The 22,777-nt window shown below is 42.4% G+C and carries 15 protein-coding genes; 2 read left to right on the forward strand and 13 right to left on the reverse strand.

Annotated features, from left to right (window positions below; translation table 11 throughout):
* Window positions 1-146: 146 nt before the first annotated feature.
* Genes AC37HE_RS13485 through AC37HE_RS13495 form a run of 3 tightly spaced genes read right to left on the reverse strand, consistent with a single transcriptional unit; the run spans window position 147 to window position 6,956 of the window.
* On the reverse strand, window positions 147-2,138 hold the full coding sequence (locus AC37HE_RS13485; protein WP_500783374.1) for a hypothetical protein: 1,992 nt from the start codon (window positions 2,136-2,138) through the stop codon (window positions 147-149).
* Between the two features lie 16 nt (window positions 2,139-2,154).
* Complete coding sequence (locus AC37HE_RS13490) at window positions 2,155-3,756, reverse strand: RagB/SusD family nutrient uptake outer membrane protein (protein ID WP_500783375.1); 1,602 nt, start codon at window positions 3,754-3,756, stop codon at window positions 2,155-2,157.
* Window positions 3,757-3,770: 14 nt separating this feature from the next.
* On the reverse strand, window positions 3,771-6,956 hold the full coding sequence (locus AC37HE_RS13495; RefSeq protein ID WP_500783376.1) for a SusC/RagA family TonB-linked outer membrane protein: 3,186 nt from the start codon (window positions 6,954-6,956) through the stop codon (window positions 3,771-3,773).
* Window positions 6,957-7,337: 381 nt separating this feature from the next.
* On the opposite strand from AC37HE_RS13495, the gene AC37HE_RS13500 reads away from it, so the two are divergent.
* Together AC37HE_RS13500 and AC37HE_RS13505 are read left to right on the forward strand one after the other, a co-directional pair.
* Window positions 7,338-7,580, forward strand: coding sequence for a hypothetical protein (locus AC37HE_RS13500; RefSeq protein WP_500783377.1), 243 nt, complete (start codon window positions 7,338-7,340; stop codon window positions 7,578-7,580).
* A 99-nt stretch (window positions 7,581-7,679) separates the two neighbouring features.
* Window positions 7,680-8,198 (forward strand): SPOR domain-containing protein, encoded by a 519-nt coding sequence (locus AC37HE_RS13505; protein ID WP_500783378.1) that lies wholly within the window; start codon window positions 7,680-7,682, stop codon window positions 8,196-8,198.
* 81 nt (window positions 8,199-8,279) lie between these two features.
* Here AC37HE_RS13505 and AC37HE_RS13510 read toward each other — a convergent pair whose 3' ends face one another.
* The 10 genes from AC37HE_RS13510 to AC37HE_RS13555 form a co-directional block, all read right to left on the reverse strand.
* Window positions 8,280-9,443 carry a methionine aminotransferase gene (locus AC37HE_RS13510; RefSeq protein WP_500783379.1) on the reverse strand — a complete coding sequence of 388 codons (1,164 nt, stop codon included), beginning with the start codon at window positions 9,441-9,443 and terminating at the stop codon, window positions 8,280-8,282.
* Between the two features lie 76 nt (window positions 9,444-9,519).
* Window positions 9,520-10,245, reverse strand: a complete 726-nt coding sequence (gene recO / locus AC37HE_RS13515) for a DNA repair protein RecO (RefSeq protein ID WP_500783380.1) — start codon at window positions 10,243-10,245, stop codon at window positions 9,520-9,522.
* A 9-nt stretch (window positions 10,246-10,254) separates the two neighbouring features.
* Window positions 10,255-12,579 (reverse strand): type IX secretion system anionic LPS delivery protein PorZ, encoded by a 2,325-nt coding sequence (gene porZ / locus AC37HE_RS13520; RefSeq protein WP_500783381.1) that lies wholly within the window; start codon window positions 12,577-12,579, stop codon window positions 10,255-10,257.
* 12 nt (window positions 12,580-12,591) lie between these two features.
* Entirely contained in the window at window positions 12,592-13,164 is a 573-nt protein-coding gene (locus tag AC37HE_RS13525; RefSeq protein WP_500783382.1) for a non-canonical purine NTP diphosphatase, read from the reverse strand.
* A 128-nt stretch (window positions 13,165-13,292) separates the two neighbouring features.
* The gene (locus tag AC37HE_RS13530; RefSeq protein ID WP_500783383.1) at window positions 13,293-15,203 is read right to left on the reverse strand and encodes a DUF3858 domain-containing protein; all 1,911 of its coding nucleotides are present in this window, start codon (window positions 15,201-15,203) and stop codon (window positions 13,293-13,295) included.
* 31 nt (window positions 15,204-15,234) lie between these two features.
* Complete coding sequence (locus AC37HE_RS13535; protein WP_500783384.1) at window positions 15,235-17,124, reverse strand: DUF3858 domain-containing protein; 1,890 nt, start codon at window positions 17,122-17,124, stop codon at window positions 15,235-15,237.
* A gap of 375 nt (window positions 17,125-17,499) precedes the next feature.
* Window positions 17,500-18,627 carry a glycerate kinase gene (locus AC37HE_RS13540; protein ID WP_500783385.1) on the reverse strand — a complete coding sequence of 376 codons (1,128 nt, stop codon included), beginning with the start codon at window positions 18,625-18,627 and terminating at the stop codon, window positions 17,500-17,502.
* 11 nt (window positions 18,628-18,638) lie between these two features.
* Window positions 18,639-20,345 carry a sugar phosphorylase gene (locus AC37HE_RS13545; protein ID WP_500783386.1) on the reverse strand — a complete coding sequence of 569 codons (1,707 nt, stop codon included), beginning with the start codon at window positions 20,343-20,345 and terminating at the stop codon, window positions 18,639-18,641.
* Between the two features lie 76 nt (window positions 20,346-20,421).
* Window positions 20,422-21,648, reverse strand: a complete 1,227-nt coding sequence (locus tag AC37HE_RS13550) for a glycosyltransferase family protein (RefSeq protein ID WP_500783387.1) — start codon at window positions 21,646-21,648, stop codon at window positions 20,422-20,424.
* A gap of 25 nt (window positions 21,649-21,673) precedes the next feature.
* Window positions 21,674-22,576, reverse strand: coding sequence for an HAD family hydrolase (locus tag AC37HE_RS13555; RefSeq protein WP_500783388.1), 903 nt, complete (start codon window positions 22,574-22,576; stop codon window positions 21,674-21,676).
* Between the last annotated feature and the right edge of the window lie 201 nt (window positions 22,577-22,777).

Consider the following 22,777-nt stretch of genomic DNA (forward strand, 5'->3'; position numbering starts at 1 on the left):
ATTTGTTTAGGTGTTTCATGAGTTCGGTTGAATTGTTGGTTTTTCGGTTTAGCGTTTAGGTTATTTCGGGCGATGGAAAATTCGTTTTTGTTTTATTATCCCCGGATACCAAAAGATATCCGGGGAATTCTAATCTTATCAATGATCTATTCTGCAGGCACGAAGATGTAAGTCATATCGAAAGCATCTTCTCCCGACAAATCAGCATCTCTGGTTTCCTGAAGTAACAAGGCATTTTGTTCAATCCGATAGATCTTCATAGCACCCCAATCAGCAACAGCATAGTCTGCGGTCCAAGGGTGTAGCATCCCAACAGACATGGTGATTGTGTTTGCATCAAGGTCGACATCCCAGGTACCGTTTAGTGTCACAACTTCATCGCTTTGCAAAGTAAAAGCACCGTTATCCGGATTTGGAATACCATTTATAACAGAGCCATCTGCATCTAGTGTATAAACTCGTTTGCGCTGTTGTACCGTTACTGTTCCGTCCATCTCAAATTTCACTGTTCCATAGTCAACGTCTGCTTCTCCAGCGGCATATTGCTCGCCTGGTTTCGGATTCCATGCCCAAGTTGCATAATCGGAGAATATAACCGGACCTTGCTCGGCGCCCCAGCTTGTTGCTTTATCGTAAGTGCGATTTGAATCCAGTTTCCAGGTCTTTGCAGTAATCATCTTTTTCACAGCCTCAACCGGGTCAGTTTCTGTTCCACCCATCTGTGGAATCAAGTGGAAGGCTGAATATTGAGGGTTATTCGCATCAATTGCTCCGACCCACATACCTGCCAGGGCACCCGTAGCATCTTTTTCAATTTGCAGAATCCGTAGCTGGTTGTTCGCATCAGCATAGAAGTTAGCCCAATTGACAACGGTAAAAGAAGGTACATCAACATCAAACGAATAGATTCCTTTCTCATCCAAAGAATAGGCTCCTTCCGTTGTCGTTCCATCCGGAGTAACAAAAACAACCGAATTATCCGAAGAATTCATGGTCATAGAGAAGCCTCCGTAAACTGTTGGATCAGGAGTTCCTAACCAATCGGGGTAATCCGTCGGTACTTGCCAACCATTCATCATTGAACCATCCAAATTCGCCCAATCAATCGGATTCGATTCTGAAAGTTTCCAAACAATTGATGTGCTTACCACTTGTGAGATGTCATTTGCCCAACCATCTGGCAATGTTGGTTCAGGATCCGGAAGATCGGCAGGCACATAACTCTCGGCATAATCTTTCGAAACAAAGTTCCACACATACCAACAGGGGTCTTCCCCGGACAAACCTTTATCTCTTAGGTTCGCGATCATGAGAACATCGTCTGTCAACATCAAAATCTTGAAATTCTTACTCCAACTAAGTGCTTTCAGGTCAGCCCATGCACCGTGAGCAAACTGAACATTCTCGTCTCCATCAACTTCAATTGACTTCGTACCGGAATCAAAATTAAAGGTGCCTTTAGCAACATCCGCAGACTGAAAATTTGTTAAGTTCAAATCGTCAGCCGTATACGTACCAAGTGTATAATCAGCAGCACCATTCGCAAGGCTAAAGGTCATAAACTGAGCTAAATCTTCGGCAGTATTACCAACATCTCCATTACTTGGTTCCCACCAAACATAGCCTGAAGGTTTCCAATTTCCATTCTCCTCAACCATATCATTCCAAGTAGCAGCGGGGTCATAACAGGAATAAAAACCTTGTTTTTTACCATATTCACCTGTGTCCGGAATCCACGTCTTCGAGTTTCCGGCACCTCCAGTCAGCATAACCCAATACTGATCACTCACATAGTCAAGATTCGTTGTGGTGATTGACAAAAGAAAGGTATCGGCCTGAACCAAACCACCAGCGCTTTGCACACCATAAACAAAGTTGTAGTCACCTGGGAACGGAATTCGTAAGGTATCATTTATTTGCGTAGAGCGTCCCATTGGTGTAATCCAAAGCGGAGTAACACCTGGAGTTAAGCTTTCAAGGATAACCATATTGGGGTCAGTAGCGTCCTGGGTTATGCTAAATTTCAGATCGCTTTGCGACAACACAGCACCCAGGTTGTATTCGTCGGGCTGGCAAGCAATCAAGGCCAAAACCAATCCCAACAAAAGGCTATAAATTTTAAAATTTCTTGTCTTCATAAGATTTTAGTTTAGATTAGTTCCAACCATCATTTTGAGTTAGCACACCATTCGATAAACTGATTTGCGTTTGAGGAATCAACATCAGTCCCCGTTTACTGGTGATATCAGAACTGCTGATTACCTTTTGGAAATCAACGCCGCCATCCAGAACTGTAGTTGAAATAGCAATCGTATTAGCTGCTGTAGTAACACCCTGACGCAATAAATCCCAATAGCGAATACCTTCAAAAGCAAATTCCAAACGACGTTCTGCCATCAGATTTGCCTGACTCACCGTTTTCGAAGCCAAGCCGGCACGCTCACGAACCTGATCATAATAGTCCTGTGCATTGGTACTGCCCAGCTCTGCTGCCATTAACAGGACATCTGCGTAACGCATAACAACATAGTCCTGAAATTGACCAATCATGAAGTTGGTTGCACCATTTGCTTCTGCCACGTCGGTGCCATCGGGAAGAGACAACGGTGTATATTTTTTGTTGGTATAACCTGTGTATTCCCGTTGATCCGAGTTATCAAAATCGAGTCCTTCTTCCGCAATTGCAATTATCGATGCTTCTTTACGGGTATCGTCGGTTTCGTAAGCCTGGTATAACGAAGGCAACACCGTACAAGCTCCCCATCCTTTACCGTAAGGTGAAAAAGACTGACTACGAAGCCCCAGCATCACTAACCAGTGATTACCATCAGTATCACCATCGTAATTTGAAGTGATATTGTATTTAATCGCAAAGATGGTTTCCTTGTTGTCTTTTCCGGCATAAGTTGTTTCCAGCGTGTTACTATCTTCATTGGGCGTTGAAGAAGCAGCCGGCCAAAGGTTTTTATACTCTTCAACCAAACCATAACCGGTCGTTTCTGTTGAGGAAACAATATCTTCTAACCCTTGCAAAGCCTCCGCTTTTGACACCAGACCAACCAAATCGGATTGTCCGTAGTAACCTGTATAGAAAAGAAATACGCGAGCCAACAAGGCTTTCGCAGCCCATTTATTGACACGACCAGCCTCAACTGTTTCGGATCCATTTTCAGCAGCAAACAACAAATCTTTTGCGATAACCGTGTAAGTTGAATCGGCCGGAGATTGTGGAATATTCTCATCAGAAGGTTCAGTGAGCAAAGGAACGCGCTCCCACAGACGTACCATATCAAAATAAGCATAAGCACGAAGAAAACGAGCTTGCGCTTCAATATTATTTCGGTAATCTGTATCACCCTCCCAATCAATCTGATCCATTTTCTGCAATAAAACGTTACAGCGGTAAATTGATTTATAGTAAGCTTTCCATGTATCGTTAAGCATATCAACATCACCCGGAGAAACTTGCAGGTCGAACTGGTCAAGCACCCGGTAATTTAGACCATCATTATTACCCGTTCCTCCATAACAGTTATCCGATACAATTTCAGACAGGACAGGAAAGGCTATGCCATTGTCGTATATTGACTGAACACCATCGTAACAACCTACAATGGCCAATTCAGCATCATCTTTTGTTTTGTAAAAGTTTCCGTCGGTCAGTGAAGTTGTTGGCTCACTATCAAGGAAGCTTTCAGAACAGGCACTCAGCAATACGCTTGCCAGCACCAGTATATATATTAATCGATTTTTCATTGTTCCTTCAGTTTTTAAAATTTGATATTTACACCAACCAACATTGTTCTTGGGCGTGGATAGTATCCCAGGTCAACACCAGATGAACCATTTTCAACACCATACCCAATTTCCGGATCCATCCCGTTGTATTTGGTAAATGTAAAAGCGTTCTGAACAGAAGCATACAAACGCAGTTGACTGATGAAATCCTTTTTCACCAATTTTTTTGCAAAGTCATAACCCAACGTGATGTTGCTGATACGAAGGAAATCTCCGTCCTTAACAAAGATATCCGAGAACAGGTAGTTGACGTTATTTTCGGTCACACGAGGAATGGTGTTTGAGGTTCCTTCACCATGCCAGCGGTTCAAAATCTCGGTTGTGTAGTTTGAATAGGCATTTACCTGGTTTCTGTAAGACTGAACAATTTGGTTGCCGGCAACGCCATTCGCATCAATTGCCAGATCGAATCCTTCATAATCAAAGCCAACTGAGAAACCAAAAACATAATCCGGGTTCGGATCACCAATATTTGTCTTATCACTTTCGTCAATCACGCCGTCGCTGTTTTGGTCAACATAGCGTAAATCTCCGGGTTTAGCATTGGGTTGAACAACTTTGCCGTTGTTGGTATAAGCCTGAACTTCTTCTGCATTTTGAAAAACCCCATCGGTCTCCCATCCCCAGAAATAACCAATTGGGTAGCCGGTTTCAGCACGGTGATAAAATTCAAGTGAGTTATCGTAAAGCATATTGGTTAAACCATGTACAATTCCATCAGATGTTGGTACCTCTGACACTTTGTTTTTATTTTTAGCGACATTGCCGCTTACACGATAATTCAATTTGCCAATCTTATTGTGATAGGATAGCGACAATTCAATACCGGTGTTATCAACATTACCACCATTAATGTAAGGAGCATCTGCACCCGCGGTAGCCAGAATAGGAGCTTCAATCAACCAGTCTTTAGTCGATTTCTTATACCAGTCGAAGGTCAGGTTCATATGCCCGTCGAGCAACTGAGAGTCGAACCCGAAGTTTAACTGCTCTGACGTTTCCCATTTCAAATCCGGATTGGATAAGCGACTTGGATAAGCGCCAACAGTATTTCCCGAAGAATCAAAATCAGCCGATCCGAAATAGTAGTTCGTATTGGCAGTTTGGATTGGTGCCAAATATTGCCAGGCATCAATACTCTGGTTTCCAACCTGTCCCCAGCTAGCGCGAAGTTTCAAAAAGTCAAGAAAGCTCGCTGTATTCTCCATGAACGATTCGTTTGAAATAACCCATCCGGCAGAAACGGAAGGGAAGTAACCCCAACGGTTGCCTTTTGCAAATTTTGAAGACCCATCGGCACGGAAGGTTGCATTCACCATGAAACGTTCCTGATAGTTGTAGCTTAAACGCCCGAAATACGACAGCAACATAGCCTCATCATTCGGAGCTCCACCGTAACTTAGTAGTGTAAAATCGGTATTCGTCGTATTATCGATATAAGCATGATCCAAATCCGAAATCACCAAATCCGAGTTGCTTACATTTACCCACGAACCTTTATTTTGGTAAATTGAATTACCTGCCATCACCGTAAAAGCGTGATCGTTGAGTTTGAAATCATAGGTCAACACGTTATCCCATGTCAGGGCCAATCCCTTACTCATATTCTGGCTGGCTCCATCGTGCAAACGGAATGCGTACATCGACAATTCGTAAATCGGACGGTAAGAACGGCCTTCACTTACGTAGTAATCAAAACCCATTGTCGTTCGGAAGCGAAGATGTTTCATCGGGTTCAACTCGAAATAAACGTCACCAAAAATCTTCTGATTGTTATTCTTATTTTGGTTATTCAACACCATTGATCCGTAAGGGTTATTTTCCCCCTCGGCCCAAGGTTCCCAAACCTGCACCTCTCCATTTTGGTCGTAGTACTCAACGCCGCTTTTATTGTTTAAGAAATCACCATTTACATCATACATTGGCAGGAATGGGCTGGTATTAAATGCCCCTCGCAAACTATTGTTGTACTGGTCGCCAACGCCAATACCGTTCTTTTCCATATATCCCATAGTCAGGTGTTGACCAACTTTCAGGAAACCGTCATACAAGGTATGTTCACTGTTCACCCGAAGGTTATAACGATCATAATTCGAAACTTTTGGTCCACCAACAACACCTTCTTGTCCGGTATATGAAAGTGACATCGAGTAAACCGAGTTTTTTGATCCACCGGTTAAGCCCAAGGTATAATTTTGGCTCACCGCATTATCATAAAGCATTTCATCAATCCAATTGGTTCCCTCGCCCAAGGCATCTACTTCACTCTGCGTGAAATAAGGAGCCTTACCCGAATTGATAGCTGCTTCATTCATAATAACAGCATACTCTTTGCTGTTAAGCATATCTACTTTCCGAGCTACATTCTGAACTCCGTAATAAGCATCGAAACTAATTTTGGCCTCTCCTTTTTGACCGGTTTTGGTGGTAATTAAAATTACACCATTGGCTGCCTGCGAACCATAAATGGCAGCAGAAGCTGCATCTTTCAATACATCAATACTTTCAATATCCGCATTATTCAAATAAGAAATGTCTCCGGTTTGAACACCATCAACAATATACAGAGGACCTGAATTTCCAATTGTACCCTGACCACGAACGACAACTTTTAATCCCTCTCCCGGTTGTCCTGAAGTCGAAGAAATTTGTACCCCCGAAGTTTGTCCTTGCAAGGCTTGCAGTGCGTTGGTGGTATTCCTTTTCTGAAGCTCCTCTCCATTAACCTGTACCGTTGCTCCGGTTACAAGCTTTTTTTTCTGTACACCATAACCAACCACCACAACTTCATCAAATAAAGCAATTTCTTCCTCTAGCTGTGCATTAATTATTGTTCCGGTAATTGGTTCTTCTAATGTTTTCATCCCCACAAAAGAAAAAACCAAAATTTGGGCATCATTCGGTACTTCCAGTTCATACTTTCCATCCAAATTCGTTATGGTTCCCACTGTTGTGCCCTTTACCGACACTGATACTCCGGGAATTGGCTCAGCAGTTTTTTTGTCTGTTACAACTCCAGTAATTGATTTTTGGGCTTGAGAAAAGCCGGGAAAAACTAGAAGTAAAGCGAGAATCAAACAGAAGCTTCGCAGAAGCAATACTGTTGATCTCATGAGCGGGTTTGCAGACAAACTCCCGCCACTACGTTTTTCTTTCATACGTTCAAGTTTTAGGTTAGATTTTATCAATTCAATAGCTGCTTTAGCAATCCACTCTTAAGACTGTGATCCATCAACGGAGTAGTATAAAGGCTAAAGCGCATTTTAAAACTAGGGCTTAAAATGCAGTTATGAATGATGCAATTGTTTTAAGAAACAGAACAAATTGATAATTCAGCACTACTAAAATGTTTCTCCAAGGGGGTATTTTCGTTAACAGGAAGGGTCAACAAAACACATAGACACCTAATTACCAAACCTTTAAAAACACAAACCTTTAACAAACATCGAAAATTGCCAGTAAATACTTATTAAAAATCGAAAATTGAGGAAAAGGCCGGAGGAAGGCTGAAAATTAGCGGGTTTTTCTATTTTTGTGGTATGTATTATTCTTACGTATTATATAACCTTGAGCACCATCGTTTTCATTACGGCTTCACTGTCGATTTGAAAAAAACTGAGCAAGCTCACAACGATGGTTTAATTGAAGAAACAAAAGGAATTTCTCCCTGGTCGATTGTATATCACGAACCTTGCGGAAGTAAAAATCAGGCAATCCGCAGGATCCGTTTTTACCGGACAGACGCCGGCCAGCACCACCTGCGAAGAATCCTAAACTTTTAGATTTCAACAACTCGTGGTTAATAATCATTCACTAAGAAATAGATTTGCTGCGTTGCTTTTTTCGTAGATTTGCTTTTTGAAACCATAAAAGAACTAGAAATGAGAAGAATTATTATTGGAGCATTTGCTTTAGGCCTGTTTTTCACCGGGTGTAAATCCATGCAACGGATGAAAAGCACTGAAGCTGCTGAGCCTGCACCTCAGCAGCAAACCGAAACGAAAGTATTCTCAGTTGCAGAACCGCAACAACCTGCAACGACTACAACAACTCAGCAGGCACAACAAACAGCACCGGCAACAACTTACCAAGCACCAATAAAGCCAGTAAGAACGCAAACCGAGACCTTCACCTTCGATCAAAAGGATGATGCAACAAAATACCAGGGAAGCACTTACTTTGTTATTATCGGTAGTTTCAGTTCACTGGAAAATGCCAATAAGTACAAGCAGGAACTAATTCCTCAAGGTTTCAACCCAATTGTACTGCACAGCGAAACCGGATATTACCGCGTATGTGTCAATTCATATGCTGAAGAAATGGCAGCACGTCAGCGCGTAAATCAAATCCGCACTGATTTCCCAAAATACGCAGACACTTGGCTATTGGTTAAAAAGTAAGTTCCAAAAAATAGAATATAAAAAAGCTTATTCATTAATTTGAATAAGCTTTTCTTTTATCTAAGAAGTCTTTTTTGCAATCTATAAATCGTCAACAATCATCGACGGCACACTAAGCAGTCGTTCTGCAGCCTCTTCCAGTTTCGCATTATCCTTTGCAAAGCAAATCCGAAACATTTTCGCTCTGGTTTTCTCATGGTAGAAAGCAGAAACCGGCAAAACAGCAATTCCAAAATCACGGGCTAAACGTTCCACAAAAACCATATCGGGTTCATCCGACAAGCGCGAGTAATCGATAATTTGAAAATAACTGCCTTCTGAGGGCACAACTTTATACAGGCTATTCTCGAGCAAACGCAGGAAGTAGTTCCGCTTTCCCTGGTACATCGATGATACCTCCTCGAACGAATGATTCCCGGGAATGTAGTCAGCCAAAGCATACTGCATGGGTGTATTCACATTATGCAACTGAAACTGCTGCATCTTTCGGAATTCAACCATCAGTTTCTCCGGTGCCAAACAGTAGGACACGCCCCAGCCATTCACATTGTAAACCGGGCCAAACGAAGAAATGATAAAGCTACGATCAATCAACTTCTCGTAACGGGCAACACTCTGGTGTGTTTGATTATCAAAAACAATAGACTCGAAAGTCTCGTCACTCAGAATAATGATATTCGTGCCATTGGTCAAACGCTGCAGTTGCACTAAATCATTTTCAGAAAGTACGCTACCCGTTGGGTTATTGGGCGAGTTAAGGATGATCATCTTTGTTTTCGTTGTGATCATCTTCCGTAATTCCTCCCAATCAACTTTAAAAGTCGGAGCTTTCAACTCCAGGTAAACAGGTTTCCCGCCATTCAAAATAATTGAAGGAACATACGATTCGAATGCCGGTTCAAAAACAATCACCTCATCATCGTCGCGGACAACAGCACTGATGGCCGTATGAATGGACTGGATGATGCTTGCGGTAACGGTAACCTCTGTTTGCGGATTATATCGGTGTCCGTAGTTTTCCTCAACCAAATCAGCAATTACATTCCGAAGCTTAAGAACACCTTCGAGGGGGGAAAAATTATTATTCCCTGCTTTCAGGTAATCTACGGCCAAATCAACCAACTCCGGGGAACACGGAAAATCGGTACTACTAATAGCCATATCCAACGCTCCGGTTTCGTCAACCAAACTGTTGATCCAGGCAAAAACAGATTTATTCGTATTGGGAAGTTTCGATTGTACCATATTCACATTTAGACTGGAAAGATACAAAAATACATTATTCTGACGTTCACTTCATCATTAATTTAGAAGCTTTAAATCAGGATAAAACTTCTTTCAGTACAGCCAGAGATTTAAAATCGCCGATCAGGTCCAAATGAATCTTGTAATACTCAATGAGGTGATCAAGCAGAAGTCGCCGAATCCTATTTGTGTATGAAAGATCTTTCAGATTACTAAAGTCATTTTGGAACAGCTCGGCAAACTTTTGGCTACATTCTACATCCATAAACCGATGATGAACCGGTTCATTCTGTTTAAACGAAGCCGAAATCAGATCGAAAAAGCGGTAAGGCCCATCGGGCGGTGATTGAGGTGCGACACCCAAGAATCGGGTTAAGCGAAACAAAAAACTAATCAGGAAATTGTTCTCTCCCTCATCTGCCAAATCGAGCAAACAAGAAGCATGAAATAAAAAATCGAACAGCTCCGGATTCCCTTCTTCTTCTTTCAAGCATTTCATTAATATCTCAGCTAAAAATATCGCTTGAGCACTTTTGCTAATATCGAAAGGCAACTGATTGAAAGGAACAGACAACCGGGCATTCTTAAGCCGCTGAATGTTTCTCCCGCCTTTATGATAGACTTCTAAATCCAATAAAAACAAGGGCTGAAAGACGTTGATCCGTGTTGAAGATTTCTTCGACCGAACGCCGCTTACGATATACGATTGCTGTCCGAACCGCTCGGTATAAATTCGGGCAATGACCGAGTTATCGGAGTAGTCGATGTAATGCAGAAATATGCCTCGGGTCTTTTCAAGCATGATAAACCATTAATGGATAAACAGGATTTTGGTGACAAAGCTTTGTTCCCCCGAACGATTGTTTCCAAAGACCAGGTAAACACCTGTACTCACCCGATTACCGCGTAGGTTTTTACCATCCCAGCTAGCCTGTCCCCCCAGCGACTCCGTTTTGTAAACCAGGTTGCCACTAACGTCAGTTATTTTTATATCGGTGTTGTCGATAAGTCCTGTAATGACAATATCGCCATCGTAATCTTCACGCACCGGGTTGGGATAAGCATATACATTGTTGTAATTGTCGCTTCCTTCGGTCGCTAAACCTTTGTATGAGATTAAGCCTTTCGCCGTCCCGATGAACAACTCACCTGTTTGGTCATTCATGGCCAGACTGGTAATTTCGTCATCCAGCAACGGACTGTTTTCAGTGGTAAAGTGCTGAATTTCTTCCGTTCCATCGGCCGAAATCAGGTAAACGCCAGAGGTTTTGGTCCCAAACCATTTGCGGTTAGCACCATCCACTGCAATTGCCGTAACCGTTTGCGTACTTAGCAAGGGATGATAAAGTCCATCGCCCTCATCCAAGCCTGGTTGAGAGGCATAATAAGCATTAGTCGTCCACACATCTTGCGGGTTTCGATAAACGCCTACACCAACCGAGGTTCCGAACCAAATCTCTCCATCACGATCGATTGCAATGTCGTAAATATCACTCATCGCGGTAAAAAGCTCATTTGTTCCATTGTTGTAATAAGCGGTGACCGTCAGTTTTTTCTCGGCTGATCCATCAGCTTTACGAACAACCATCAACTGCTCATTACGGCCAATTGTGATCCAGAGGTCATCATCTTCAGTAATCACCATTGCCCCGGCATTATAACTGGACTGAATTCCGGGCAAAGTGTAAGCCTCCCATTCACCGGATGATCTTAATACCGACAGTGGCTTATCGACCAAGGCATTGACCACCCAGAGATTTCCCTGGCTGTCGAACTGAAGATCGCTGATCCGCACATAAGGCTCACTCGGACTTGACGGGAGAGCGGTTTGTAAAGACGAATTGAAATTATCGAATCTGTTTAACAGTTCATTTCCTTGTAATTCGATCACTCCTCCACCCCACGATCCGGCAAAAACGTGATCTTTATCTGCCGGATCTACAGCAACACAAATCATATCGTGAAAACCAGTCATTCCCGCGATCGTTTCTCCATCGAAGGAAGTCCAGCTACCATTTCGAAACAACTGAATTCTTGGGTTGAAAAACAGGTTATTCCAATAAACAGTCCTCCCTCCATCAGTTTTCCAGAGATCAGTTCCATTCATCACCAAGCCCATTACCCTATTCGATTGAGGCCCTTCAGGTTGAATTTCTTCATCTCCTTGCCCGCTAACTTTCACCAAAGCATATTTACTATCGGCAACCCACAGGTATCCGTCATCGTCGACAATCGCACTTTGTGCATAGATACGACTTACATTTTGTCCTGAAAACTCATAGGAACTGATACTGGTTTCCAAACTTGGCCCAGACCGGTAAACTGCAATTTTGTTATCAGACGAAATAACCAGAGCAGACTCACTGACCTGTAAATCAGTAACGGTTGTAATATTACCGAGATAAGTAGACCATCCCTGACCATTCCAGGCATACAAAGCATCATTGCCGGATTCTCCGCCATCGGCACAGGCAACAATTGCTCCATCAAAATAAACGATATGCGAAAACGATCCCATGGCATTTTCCATAGCAGTCTGCAACTCCCAGTTTCCGTAATATTGAAGGTTCGACGAGTTTATATCAGCTTTGTAGATACCACTTTCGGTTGCAGCATACAGGTATTGTCCATCAAAAGCCATAGCATTTACCTTTAGTTGCGCCGCATTATCACCAATATAGTAAGTATCTTTTACTTCTCGCTTTTCAAGATTGAGAGCTACAATTCCAAAACCGCACGACAGGTAGGCAACCTTATCAACCACCAAAATGTGATAGATACTCTTGTCGCCGGATATTTGCTTACGCTTGATATCGGACATGTTATAAACCTCTCCGTCAACCAGCAAATCGATATTACTGTTTGTATAGGCAACGATTACCATATTCAGCTGACTGGCATAAGCAACCGTTTGAACCCCGACATCAGAGAGACCTTGAATAACATTAAGCTTTTGAATACTGTTGTCTGAATTATCGTAATAAAACAAGCCTCCATTGGCTACACAGTACACCTTGCTGCCGGCCACTACTACTTTCTCGGCCGAAGCATACGACAAGTAGTCCGTCCACTGCCCGACGGCAAAAGACTGAAAACCTACAAAGAACAACAATATTGACAACAGGATTTTTTGCATCTCAACAGTTCATTAATGATTCAGAAAAACCACTAATTTCTCAACAGCCCGAGCACGGTGACTAATTTTATTTTTCTCTGTTAAATCCATTTCCGCAAAACTAATTTCGTAACCTTCGGGTTGAAAAATCGGATCATAGCCAAAGCCGTCAGTTCCCCGCTTCTTCGTCAGTATTGTTCCTTTTACTTCGCCGTCCATCACGGTTTGCTTTCCACCAATCACCACTGCAATCACTGTGCGAAAGCGTGCGCTGCGATCCGTCTCTCCATTCAGTTTTGCCAACACTTTATCCATATTAGCCTGAGCATCTTTCGCCTCACCTGCATAACGTGCCGAATAAACACCAGGTTCTCCATTCAAGGCATCAATCTCCAAACCGGTGTCGTCAGCAAAACAATCGTAACCAAATTTCTCATAAACATACATGGCTTTCAGAAGGGCATTTCCTTCGAGCGTAGGCTCTGTTTCAGGAATATCCTCGTCGCAGCCAATATCTTTCAGGCCGAGCAACTCGATATCGTTTCCCAATTTATGCTGAATTTCTTTTAATTTATTTGGATTGTTTGTCGCAAAGACCAATTTCATGAATACTTATTTTATAAGGTAAATACAATTTCAGGAGTCAAATTTACAAAAACATCCCAATGTAAATCAGACTCCTGAAATTCCTCAACACAAGTGATCCGTGATCGCTTGCAAAAGAAACGCTTAAACTACCGCTTTATAAGCATACACTTCATTAGATCGGCTTTGCCTATTTCTTGAATGAAGCCTTTCAACTCGCCATAAGTCTCCGGTAAATAGTGCCCCTGATCAATTTTAAACTCGCGCGTGTAAATAATACGGTTATCCATTGTTGTTGCGTTGGCTGTATAAGTTCCAAATTGGTTGGATAAACTTATGGACCCGGGAACTTTTTCGACCTGATAACCTTCCGGAATCTTAAAAACAATCGTATCGACTTCCATCATCGGTCGTCGAATAACAACATCCGACTCACGATTGGGACATTCAATCGGAATACTGTTTTGCTTATTCATTACATTCAACGAAACAATCATGCGGTTACCGATTCTGCTGCCATAGTTCGGCAGATCGAGATGCAAATTTTCCGTTGCATAAGGCACTCTGTCCTTGAACTCAGCGTGCTGAAAAGACTGTAGCGTAAAATTCGGGATATCGATTCGGTTCGTTAAATAGCGTTTTTGATCCTTCTGATCCATCTGGAATAAAGGAGAAATACGGTCGTACTGAACCCCCACATATCTTGCATTAACATCAACCGTGGCATTACCCGCTTCATCCAGCATAACATTGAGATGTGAATCTTTCCGGTTTTCTGTAGCCGTGTACGATTTTGTTCGAACAACCTTTCCACCGTTGTCATCAATCAACAAGACAGAACGATCGTCGGTAAAAGTACTAATGTAGCCACAAGGAATATGCTGACTGGTACACTCCAACCAAAGTGTATCGGCCTGCATGGGTACACACAGTATGGCATGATTGAATTGGTTGCAAGGAAAAGCCGAATCCATCTTCAACGCACTGCTACCCGCACTTACCAAGGTATAATACGCTTTAATCCCGATTCCCCCCAGCAGCGATTTCATGTAATTGCTCAAGGCTTTACAATCACCGTAGCCCAAACGATCAACATCCTCTGCTGGTATCGGCTGCCAGCCACCTATTCCTTCCTGAATACTTACATAGCGGGTTTTCCCTTGCATATAGGCGTAAACTCGTTGTATTTTTTCAAAATCTGACGAAGCATCTTTCGTTAAATCCTGAAGCTTTGCAATTGTTTCAGCGGGCAATTCGTCCCGCCCTTTACTCAACTCAGCAATAAAAAGACCAAAGTCATTCCAGGAAGCAAACTCCTCATTCACCCCACCAAAATTGATCTTACTTGGAGCCAACCGAATAACAGGAGTATACTCCACCACATTGTCAGAAAAAGGCTCTGGTTCCCATGCCTTCATACCCGAGATTTCCCACGTCCGAACGACCTTATCATCTTCTGTTGTAATCACCGGTTTCTGATCAAGATTAGCTTGCTTAATTCGAATATCCTTTTCGTTTGGTGAGATCACCCTGAATTCTGCTTTTTCTACCGAAATATTATAGTCCTTAAGCAACAGCCAGGTTGGAAAAATAAAGATCCCATTGTACTCTCTTTCGTAGTTATACTCAACAGTAAAGGGATAGTCTTTCGTTTTGGGATCGAAAATCTTCACCCGGTTATCATCGTAAACAGTTCCGCCCGAAGTAGCGCTGATATCCAGAATATCTTCCTGCTTGATCCGATGCATAAACTGTCCGTTTTCATCGTATACACTTGCACTTATATGCCCCATCTGGATAAACCGATTATAGAACTCGGAAAAATGGGCAACGTCCAGACCATTTTCGTTTAAAATACTAATTACGAGCGTAACCTTTTCTGTAGCTTTATTATCCGATTTCAGTTCGAACTCCCTTCGTTCCAAACGCACAACAGCCTTGGCATTTTCTTTTAACTCGACCGGAATCTCACTGATGGGATATTTAATCTCTTTAGCTGCCCAAACTGCGTTGATGAACAACAGACACAGTAAGGTAACCAGCAATGATCGTTTTTGCATAAAATTGAATTAATGTAACTCGATATGTGTCTTAGTTTGGAGACTGTTCAGCAACCTTCAGGATTAATGGCTGGGCCTGCTTTTTAATCACCTGTGCATAAAACTCTTTCAATATGGGATATTCATCCTGCAAGAAAATCTGCTTGTTCAAAGAAAACTTGCGATTCATAAAAATCATATTGCCCTGTTTATTATAACTCAGCATAAAAGAAGCCGAATTATCAGGCATACGAACAACGGAAGGTTCAGGCAATTCCATCACTTCATAGCCATCAGGTATTTGTAACATCACGGTATTGTTCCGCTTAAAGCAATAAGGATAATTAACCGGATAAATACGTGTATCCAATTTGAAGGGAGATTCTTTAAACTCATTGTCAAAGCCCAAATTGATCATCACCATATCATCAATCACATCGACTTTGTTATTCAATGTCACATCCCAGGCTTCAACTAACTTATTGTCAATGTCTTCTTTATTCTCAAAACTAAGATTCTTGATTTTCAAGCCAGGATTCTCCTGTTCACAATGGCGAATGTAGTCTTCATCACTGTTGTAGCCGATCAGTTCGGTTCGCTTATTATAAGCACCATAATCGCTGTAACTTGCTGTCATTTTCCCTTCAATAGTGAAGTCCGGATTTAAGGTCAGCTGGAAATACGATTTTTCAGCATCCTTTTTGTCTGCTTTCAAATTCACCCAATCCGTTTTTTCTTTGCTGTAAAAGATCCGTCCATGGTCATTCAGTACCCGCTCAGGCAGTAGTCCGAATGGAAGGTTTTGTTCTGTTGCATCAAGAATTTCAATTTTATCCTCTACCGGAATTCCACAAACAATATAATTGAGTTTATTCAAGGAAGGATTGATGTAGGAAAGCTGACCGTTATCACGCGTACTCAGCACAATCGGATATGCTTTTATATCGAGCCGGCCCAACAGATTTATCAGCATGAGGTTAATATCTGCCGAATTACCCAACTTATCCTTATAAACACTTCCCAACGAACTTGTTGAGCTAACCACATCACTTTCATTATTCCACTTAATCGTTTTCATTTTATCGAATGCAGCCTTAATCTTTTCAGCATCAGTGGAACATGTTGATTCAATTTCTTCGGCCATATCTTTCAGGTAGCCGGCCGAGCCCAAAACTCCACCGAAATAGTCACTCTTATCCAGCGTTTCGCAAACCTCTCCCCAACTGGAAGCGAAATCCTCATACAAAACTCCCGGAATTTGTACTGACCTGAGGTCAAACTCCACCTTATTAATATAGTTTGTATAGGAGTCCATGTAAGGTTCCTTTTTGAAAGCCGGAATATTACTAATTTCCCAATGCCCCGGAGAAGAAACATCAAAAGGAATATATCCGAAGAAATTACTTTGATAGTCGATATAGGAAGAACTCTCAATTGTTAATTCAGAATACTTAACGGGAATCAGATCCTGAAAGCGCCATTCGCGTGGCAATCCGCTACTTGAAACCTCCAAATCAATTACAGAACCTTCCTTTACATTCGGCATGGCAACGCTAACGGTATACATGGAGTTTACCAGCTTCTTTTTCATTATTGATTCATTCTTCAACTTCGACTCAACAACTTCGTCGCCCTCCATATTAAATGTAATACCACGAATATTAACATCGTCGCCGACAGAGTTAAATACTTTGGTTCCCCAGGATGTTCCGCTTTTTGTCAAAATTTTAATCCTGTAAGTGGCAGTAAACTTGAAATGTATTGCATCGAAATAACCGTAACTACATAAAACAACCGCTTCGGCTGTTGAATCGAGATCGTAAACCGTCATCTTCAGATCTTCCAAATCAGGTTTTCCAAATTTAATAGGTGATTTTGCTGAAACATGTTGCCCCAAGCACAGGAGCATACAAAACGTAACAAAGGTGCATAATAATTTCATCAGCATTCAATTTAGGTTAGTAAACGATAAATGTAAAAACCAATTATGATCTACACAAGTAATTTAAAGATAAAATCATTATACAAATTCAACATCACACATATCGCTTCAAACCCAATTCAAAACTGTATTCTAATCAATTACAGATATAAAATAGCTTCCAACTCACATGAAATAGTATTCACAAAGCACAACCAACTTAATAAATTGTATAAGAAAATGAGTTACAAAATCATTGGCAATAAACTATATATTCAATAATCTTCGATTCAACTTGCATTTTTAGCAGGAAAACGAAAAAAGCAGAATATCTTTTTCAACAAAAGCAGATCTTGATAACCTAGAGGCTATCGTAAGCGCTATTAAAAATTATTATCAGGAAAGTTTCAATACCCGAAAAACCTGTTCTGCTGAATCCGCTAATAGCTCAGGAGCATCGGCAATACAAGCATCCAAGCTGGCAGGGCCATTAGGCAAGGCAAAAATTGACGTAAAACCTTCATCATACAGCTCTCGATAACCTTCACCTAAGAAGCCGGCAAAAGCAATTAAAGGCTTACCATACTTTAGAGCTAGTTGAGCCACGCCCCACGGGGTTTTCCCTTGTTTGGTCTGGCCATCCATTTTTCCTTCTCCTGTCAATACAATATCAGCTTTTTTAACAGCCTCTTCAAGCCCGGTTTGCTCTTTTACTATATCGAAACCAGCTTGTAACCGTCCACCGGCAAAAGCAACCAATCCGGCTCCCAGTCCTCCGGCAGCACCACCACCGGGCAGCTCAAGGACATCACTGTTTAAATATTTCTTGATGACTGCAGCCAAATGCCCCAGGTTGGCATCCAGCAGCTCAACCAATTCGGGAGTTGCACCTTTTTGCGGGCCATAAACAGCCGAAGCACCTAGCGGACCGGTCAAGGGATTATTAACATCGCAGGCCACCCAAACTGCTGTATCGCCAACCAACGGATCAATCTTCGAGAAATCAATCTCGACAATCTCACTCAGCGATCCACCACCTTGCAGAACTTCCTTACCCTCTTTATCCAAAAAGCGATACCCCAAGGCTGTAGCCATGCCAACTCCACCATCGTTGGTTGCACTACCTCCAATACCAATAATAATCTTTCGGCAGCCCCTCTCCATGGCATTTAACATTAACTGTCCGGTACCGATTGTTGTCGTGATCAGGGGATCTCGCTCTTCACGGCTCAAATGTTCAATTCCCGAAGCGGCAGCCATTTCAATCACAGCAGTTCCGTCGGGGAGGATGCCGTAGAAAGCATCAACTTCCCGCATCAACGGATCGAGAACCTTCAAACTGATTTTCTCGCCTCCCATTGCAGAGAGCATGGTTTGCACAAAGCCTTCACCGCCATCGGCTACCGGAATGGAAGTAAGTTCGGCATCCGGCATTACGCGGTGAATACCTTCACCTAAATAACGAGCTACATCGACTGCTTCCAAACAATCTTTAAAGGAATCAGGAGCTATCAATACTTTCATCTCAATTCGATTTAAAACATAAAACGCGTGCGCAACCACAAACTCTGATAAGGTTTCATCTCAATCGCCTCTGGGTTTACCAATTCCCAAGTCAACATGTCGCGGCAAAACTCCATAAGACCGGCAGGCAATATCGCTGTTTGTTTTTTACTGGTTAGGTTATACAAACAAACAAGAGACTCTTCCATATGGAATGATTTCCGCAAAATACAGAAGAACTCATTTCCCAGATCGATGACCAACTGCTGTGTTTCGGGTGAGAAAGCCTCCATATTACGCCTGATACCGGTGCGCTTATTCAACTCGGCTAAAATGGAAGCATGTCGGGGTTCGTTGTGCAATAAATCATTCAACTCTTCCAGGCTAAACTTGCGTCGGTTGATGGAACGATTTATTCCCGTATCCTCCAGATTTTCATAATCGTTGGGGATTCCGAACAGGTTTAGAAAATAGAAGGCCGGAACTCCTTGCAACGATAACATGATTGTTTGTGACAACAAGAACCGTTTTACCTGGAACTCGTCCTCCCCATCTTTGGTTCCTTTCAACGCATCAAAATAAGTCACATTTATTTCATAGGGAACATGTTTATCGCCTAACTGGCGTGTTGTTACCCGCGCACCAAACTCTTTGAGCTTTTCAATCATCGGCAGTTTTTCCTCATCCGGCATAATTCCTTCCAGCGGACGAACACCAATGCCATCGTGCGACGATGTAAAATTAAGGTAAGTCGTTCCACGACGCGGATCGTTCAATTCTTTAGCCCAGTTGGTTAAATAAGAACCATTCCCGGTGTGCAAAGCATGTAACAACAAAGGCGGCAGAGCAAACTGGTAAATCAGGTGAGCCTCGTCGCCCAACCCGAAATAGGTAATATTTTCGCGGTGCGGTACATTTGTTTCAGTCAGTAACAATGCTCCGGGATAGCAATAATCCATTACGTCACGGAAAAGGCTAACAATTTCATGCGTTTCGTGTTCGTGCATACACGCTGTCCCCGAAGCTTTCCATAAAAAAGCAATTGCATCGAGCCGAACAACCCGAATGCCTTTGGCCATGTAGAAAAGGAAGACATTGAGCATCTCTTTCAAGAGTTCCGGGTTGGAATAGTCCAAATCGACCTGGTCGGCACTGAAAGTTGTCCAAACCTCCTTGGGGCCATTGGCTGTTGAAACCGATGCCAGCAAAGGCGTACTTCGCGGACGAATCACCTTCGACGTATCAAAATCGACTGGCGGCACAAAGAAGTAATCTTTCCCAGGTTCCAGACCTTCTTTAAACTGCTTAAACCAAACACCCTTACTGCTAGCATGGTTAGCTACCAGATCGGCCATCAGGATAAAATCTTCCTCTAACTTTTCAACATCATCCCAATCACCGAGCTCGGGATTAACGGCATAAAAATCCATAACTGAAAAACCATCGTCGGAGCTATACGGGAAGAACGGAAGAATATGAATCGTCGAGATCATCCCCTTCAGCTTATCCAGGGCAAAACGCCGCAAGGTTTGCAAGGGCGCTTCTCCTTTGGCATGGACCATATCCCCATAAGTGATCAGGAAAACCTGTTTTTCATCCCAGCCCGGACGTTTACGTGGCGTTTGGTTTTTACGCTCATCAATAAATTCACACAAGTCGTTGATCCAATCTTCTGTGAGGGTCTTCTTATAAATCCGGTGTAACCGGTTTCTGATTTTCGATTTCGTACGAATGTCCATCTTCTGATTACCGTTTATTTATTACTAATTGCTCGATTCAGAATTGGTTTATGCTGTTGGTTTTCGTTGGTCAGGTCTAAACTTCGTTATAGTCAGTTTCCACAATGTCATTGAAACGTTCCAACACATCAGGAATGGCATCAATGACCCTTTTCCACGACGGAATGAACGGAATCAAATCCGGATTATCGAGAAAATCGATTCCGGCACGATAAATATTTTGTGCAAACATATCAACCGACTGTTCCTCTTTGTGGCGATCCATCCCTAGGCCATTGATAGCTGCGTCGGCTGCATATTGCTCAACCATGTCGAGTGCCAAACGCAGGTATACTGCTTTAACCGTTCGCACAACACCTTTGCTGAATACCGATCCCTGCGTAGCCAGTTTAGCAAAAATGCTACGGGCAATATCGAAACTCATTTTCGACAAACCTTTTGTAGGATCGCTGTTCGACTCATCCTGGTGTTTATGATCGTAAGCATCGGCAATTTCAACCTGACAAATCCGGTTGATGGCATTATTCCTTTGAACTTCCGAGAGGATTCCGATTTCCAGTCCCCAGTCTGATGGAATACGAACCGTCTTTAAAATATCCGCTCGCATTGAAAATTCACCGGCCAAGATATAACGGAAGTGATCCAAAAAGTCGAGATAATCGTTTGCAGGGAAGACCTTTTTCAGTGAACGAATAAGTGGAGTAACCATTAACCGAGTAACACGTCCATTCAGCTTTATACCGTCTGAACGATAATAAAATCCCTTACAAAATTTATAGTTAAAAGTCGGATCAGCAACCGGATATAACAAGCGGGCCAGCATTTCGCGGTCGTAGGTTATTACATCTGCATCGTGCAGGGCAACAGCCTCCGAGCGACCCGATGCAATCATATAACCAAAGCACAGCCAAACATTGCGCCCTTTCCCGGGATCACCGATAAAGATTTTCTTTTCCTCGAATAACTTGCGCAATTCCATCATCCTCGGTCCGTCGTTCCACAAAACACGGCACCGACATTTTTCAGTGTCCAGCCCAGCAAAATATTGCTTGGCATGTTGAAATTGTTTCTTATTGGCCTGATCCAGCCCAATTGTGATCTCTGTCAGGTAAGGTACTTCTTGCAGCGTGTCAACAATGTGCTTTAAAGCCGGCTTTTCCAACTCGGTATACAAAGCCGGAATAATCAAGCCCATCTTTCGGTTTTTGGAGTATTTTACCAGCCGTTTCTCCAAATATTCCAGGGTTGAATAATTTAGGTTGTGCAAGGTGGTAATACTTCCGTTTTGGTGAAAATCGCCCATATTCGGTTCTTTATTAGGTTAATGTTTATACAATTTCAAGTAACTGTTGCAGCTCGGTAATCACATAATCAGGCTTGGTTTTCGAAGCCTCCGGGTGATCCTTCCGCAACCGGTAAGCACGCATGTCGCCGGCATAAAAACAGGTCTTAAATCCAATCTGCTGAGAGGCATACATATCTTTCAACATGTCATTCCCTACGTACAATACATCCTGTGGTTTCAGACCACGCTTAGCCAGCGGCTCAACCAGAGCTTCATAAACAGCCGGATCCGGTTTCCCTTTCAACATTTTATAGCTAAAAATTGAAAGATCCTTTTCGAATCCATCCAAAAACTCTTCGCCATGGATCTTTCCGGAAAAGAAGTAATTCATCATTACCGGAGTATAGAACTGAGCATTGGAAACAATGCCCAGCGGATAGCCTTTCGCCCTTAATCCATCAATAGCTTCCTTCATTTTCGGCATTGGCCAAACCTGGTTACTGCTTAACTCAAAAATGAAGGTGAACAAGCGTAAATCGGCTTTATCCATTCCTTTTATAATCCCTTGCTCTTCAGCCCGTGTAAGCGTTTTTCGCCAAATTTCAACAATATTGAGTTCGGGGAAAGGGGTTCCTGCGTCTTTCGCCTCAGCTTTTCCGTTGGTAACTTCTTCTTCAAACAATTGATGGATTCCCATTAACTCGTCGTCCGGAACAAGTGTTTCAAAGCCGGAAGCATCCAACGCACGTTTAAACATCGAGGCATCGTAACCGGCCTGCATAATATCGCCTGAAGCAGAAATAATGAGTGTTCCGTAAATATCAAAAATAAGTGCTTTAATCGTTTCATCCCGCTTGTATGATGGAACAGCACCGGTAGGCTTCAGCTCCATCGGCTGAATTTGTTCCAGAAAGGGCTCAAGATGATCGAGATACGTAAGATCCATAACAATGCAAATTAATTGTGATTCAGTTATTGAATCGATTTGAAAATGGAAAAGAACTTATGCTTTTCGTATAGTGCGTTCTCAATATATCAAAATCCGACGACTTTTTACAGGCTAAAATAAGCCAAGTCCGTATTCATTCTGAAAAGTTAACAGATCGAAGAATCTTTTCCATTCATTATTCGAGGCCTTTAACCAGGT

Source organism: Mangrovibacterium sp., from assembly GCF_059905295.1.

What these genes read in the sequence shown, in the direction of transcription:
- AC37HE_RS13485 (WP_500783374.1), bottom strand. Translation starts at nt 2,138, where the DNA reads ATGAAGACAAGAAATTTTAAAATTTATAGCCTTTTGTTGGGATTGGTT.
- AC37HE_RS13490 (WP_500783375.1), bottom strand. Translation starts at nt 3,756, where the DNA reads ATGAAAAATCGATTAATATATATACTGGTGCTGGCAAGCGTATTGCTG.
- AC37HE_RS13495 (WP_500783376.1), bottom strand. Translation starts at nt 6,956, where the DNA reads ATGAAAGAAAAACGTAGTGGCGGGAGTTTGTCTGCAAACCCGCTCATG.
- AC37HE_RS13500 (WP_500783377.1), top strand. Translation starts at nt 7,338, where the DNA reads ATGTATTATTCTTACGTATTATATAACCTTGAGCACCATCGTTTTCAT.
- AC37HE_RS13505 (WP_500783378.1), top strand. Translation starts at nt 7,680, where the DNA reads ATGAGAAGAATTATTATTGGAGCATTTGCTTTAGGCCTGTTTTTCACC.
- AC37HE_RS13510 (WP_500783379.1), bottom strand. Translation starts at nt 9,443, where the DNA reads ATGGTACAATCGAAACTTCCCAATACGAATAAATCTGTTTTTGCCTGG.
- recO (WP_500783380.1), bottom strand. Translation starts at nt 10,245, where the DNA reads ATGCTTGAAAAGACCCGAGGCATATTTCTGCATTACATCGACTACTCC.
- porZ (WP_500783381.1), bottom strand. Translation starts at nt 12,579, where the DNA reads ATGCAAAAAATCCTGTTGTCAATATTGTTGTTCTTTGTAGGTTTTCAG.
- AC37HE_RS13525 (WP_500783382.1), bottom strand. Translation starts at nt 13,164, where the DNA reads ATGAAATTGGTCTTTGCGACAAACAATCCAAATAAATTAAAAGAAATT.
- AC37HE_RS13530 (WP_500783383.1), bottom strand. Translation starts at nt 15,203, where the DNA reads ATGCAAAAACGATCATTGCTGGTTACCTTACTGTGTCTGTTGTTCATC.
- AC37HE_RS13535 (WP_500783384.1), bottom strand. Translation starts at nt 17,124, where the DNA reads ATGAAATTATTATGCACCTTTGTTACGTTTTGTATGCTCCTGTGCTTG.
- AC37HE_RS13540 (WP_500783385.1), bottom strand. Translation starts at nt 18,627, where the DNA reads ATGAAAGTATTGATAGCTCCTGATTCCTTTAAAGATTGTTTGGAAGCA.
- AC37HE_RS13545 (WP_500783386.1), bottom strand. Translation starts at nt 20,345, where the DNA reads ATGGACATTCGTACGAAATCGAAAATCAGAAACCGGTTACACCGGATT.
- AC37HE_RS13550 (WP_500783387.1), bottom strand. Translation starts at nt 21,648, where the DNA reads ATGGGCGATTTTCACCAAAACGGAAGTATTACCACCTTGCACAACCTA.
- AC37HE_RS13555 (WP_500783388.1), bottom strand. Translation starts at nt 22,576, where the DNA reads ATGGATCTTACGTATCTCGATCATCTTGAGCCCTTTCTGGAACAAATT.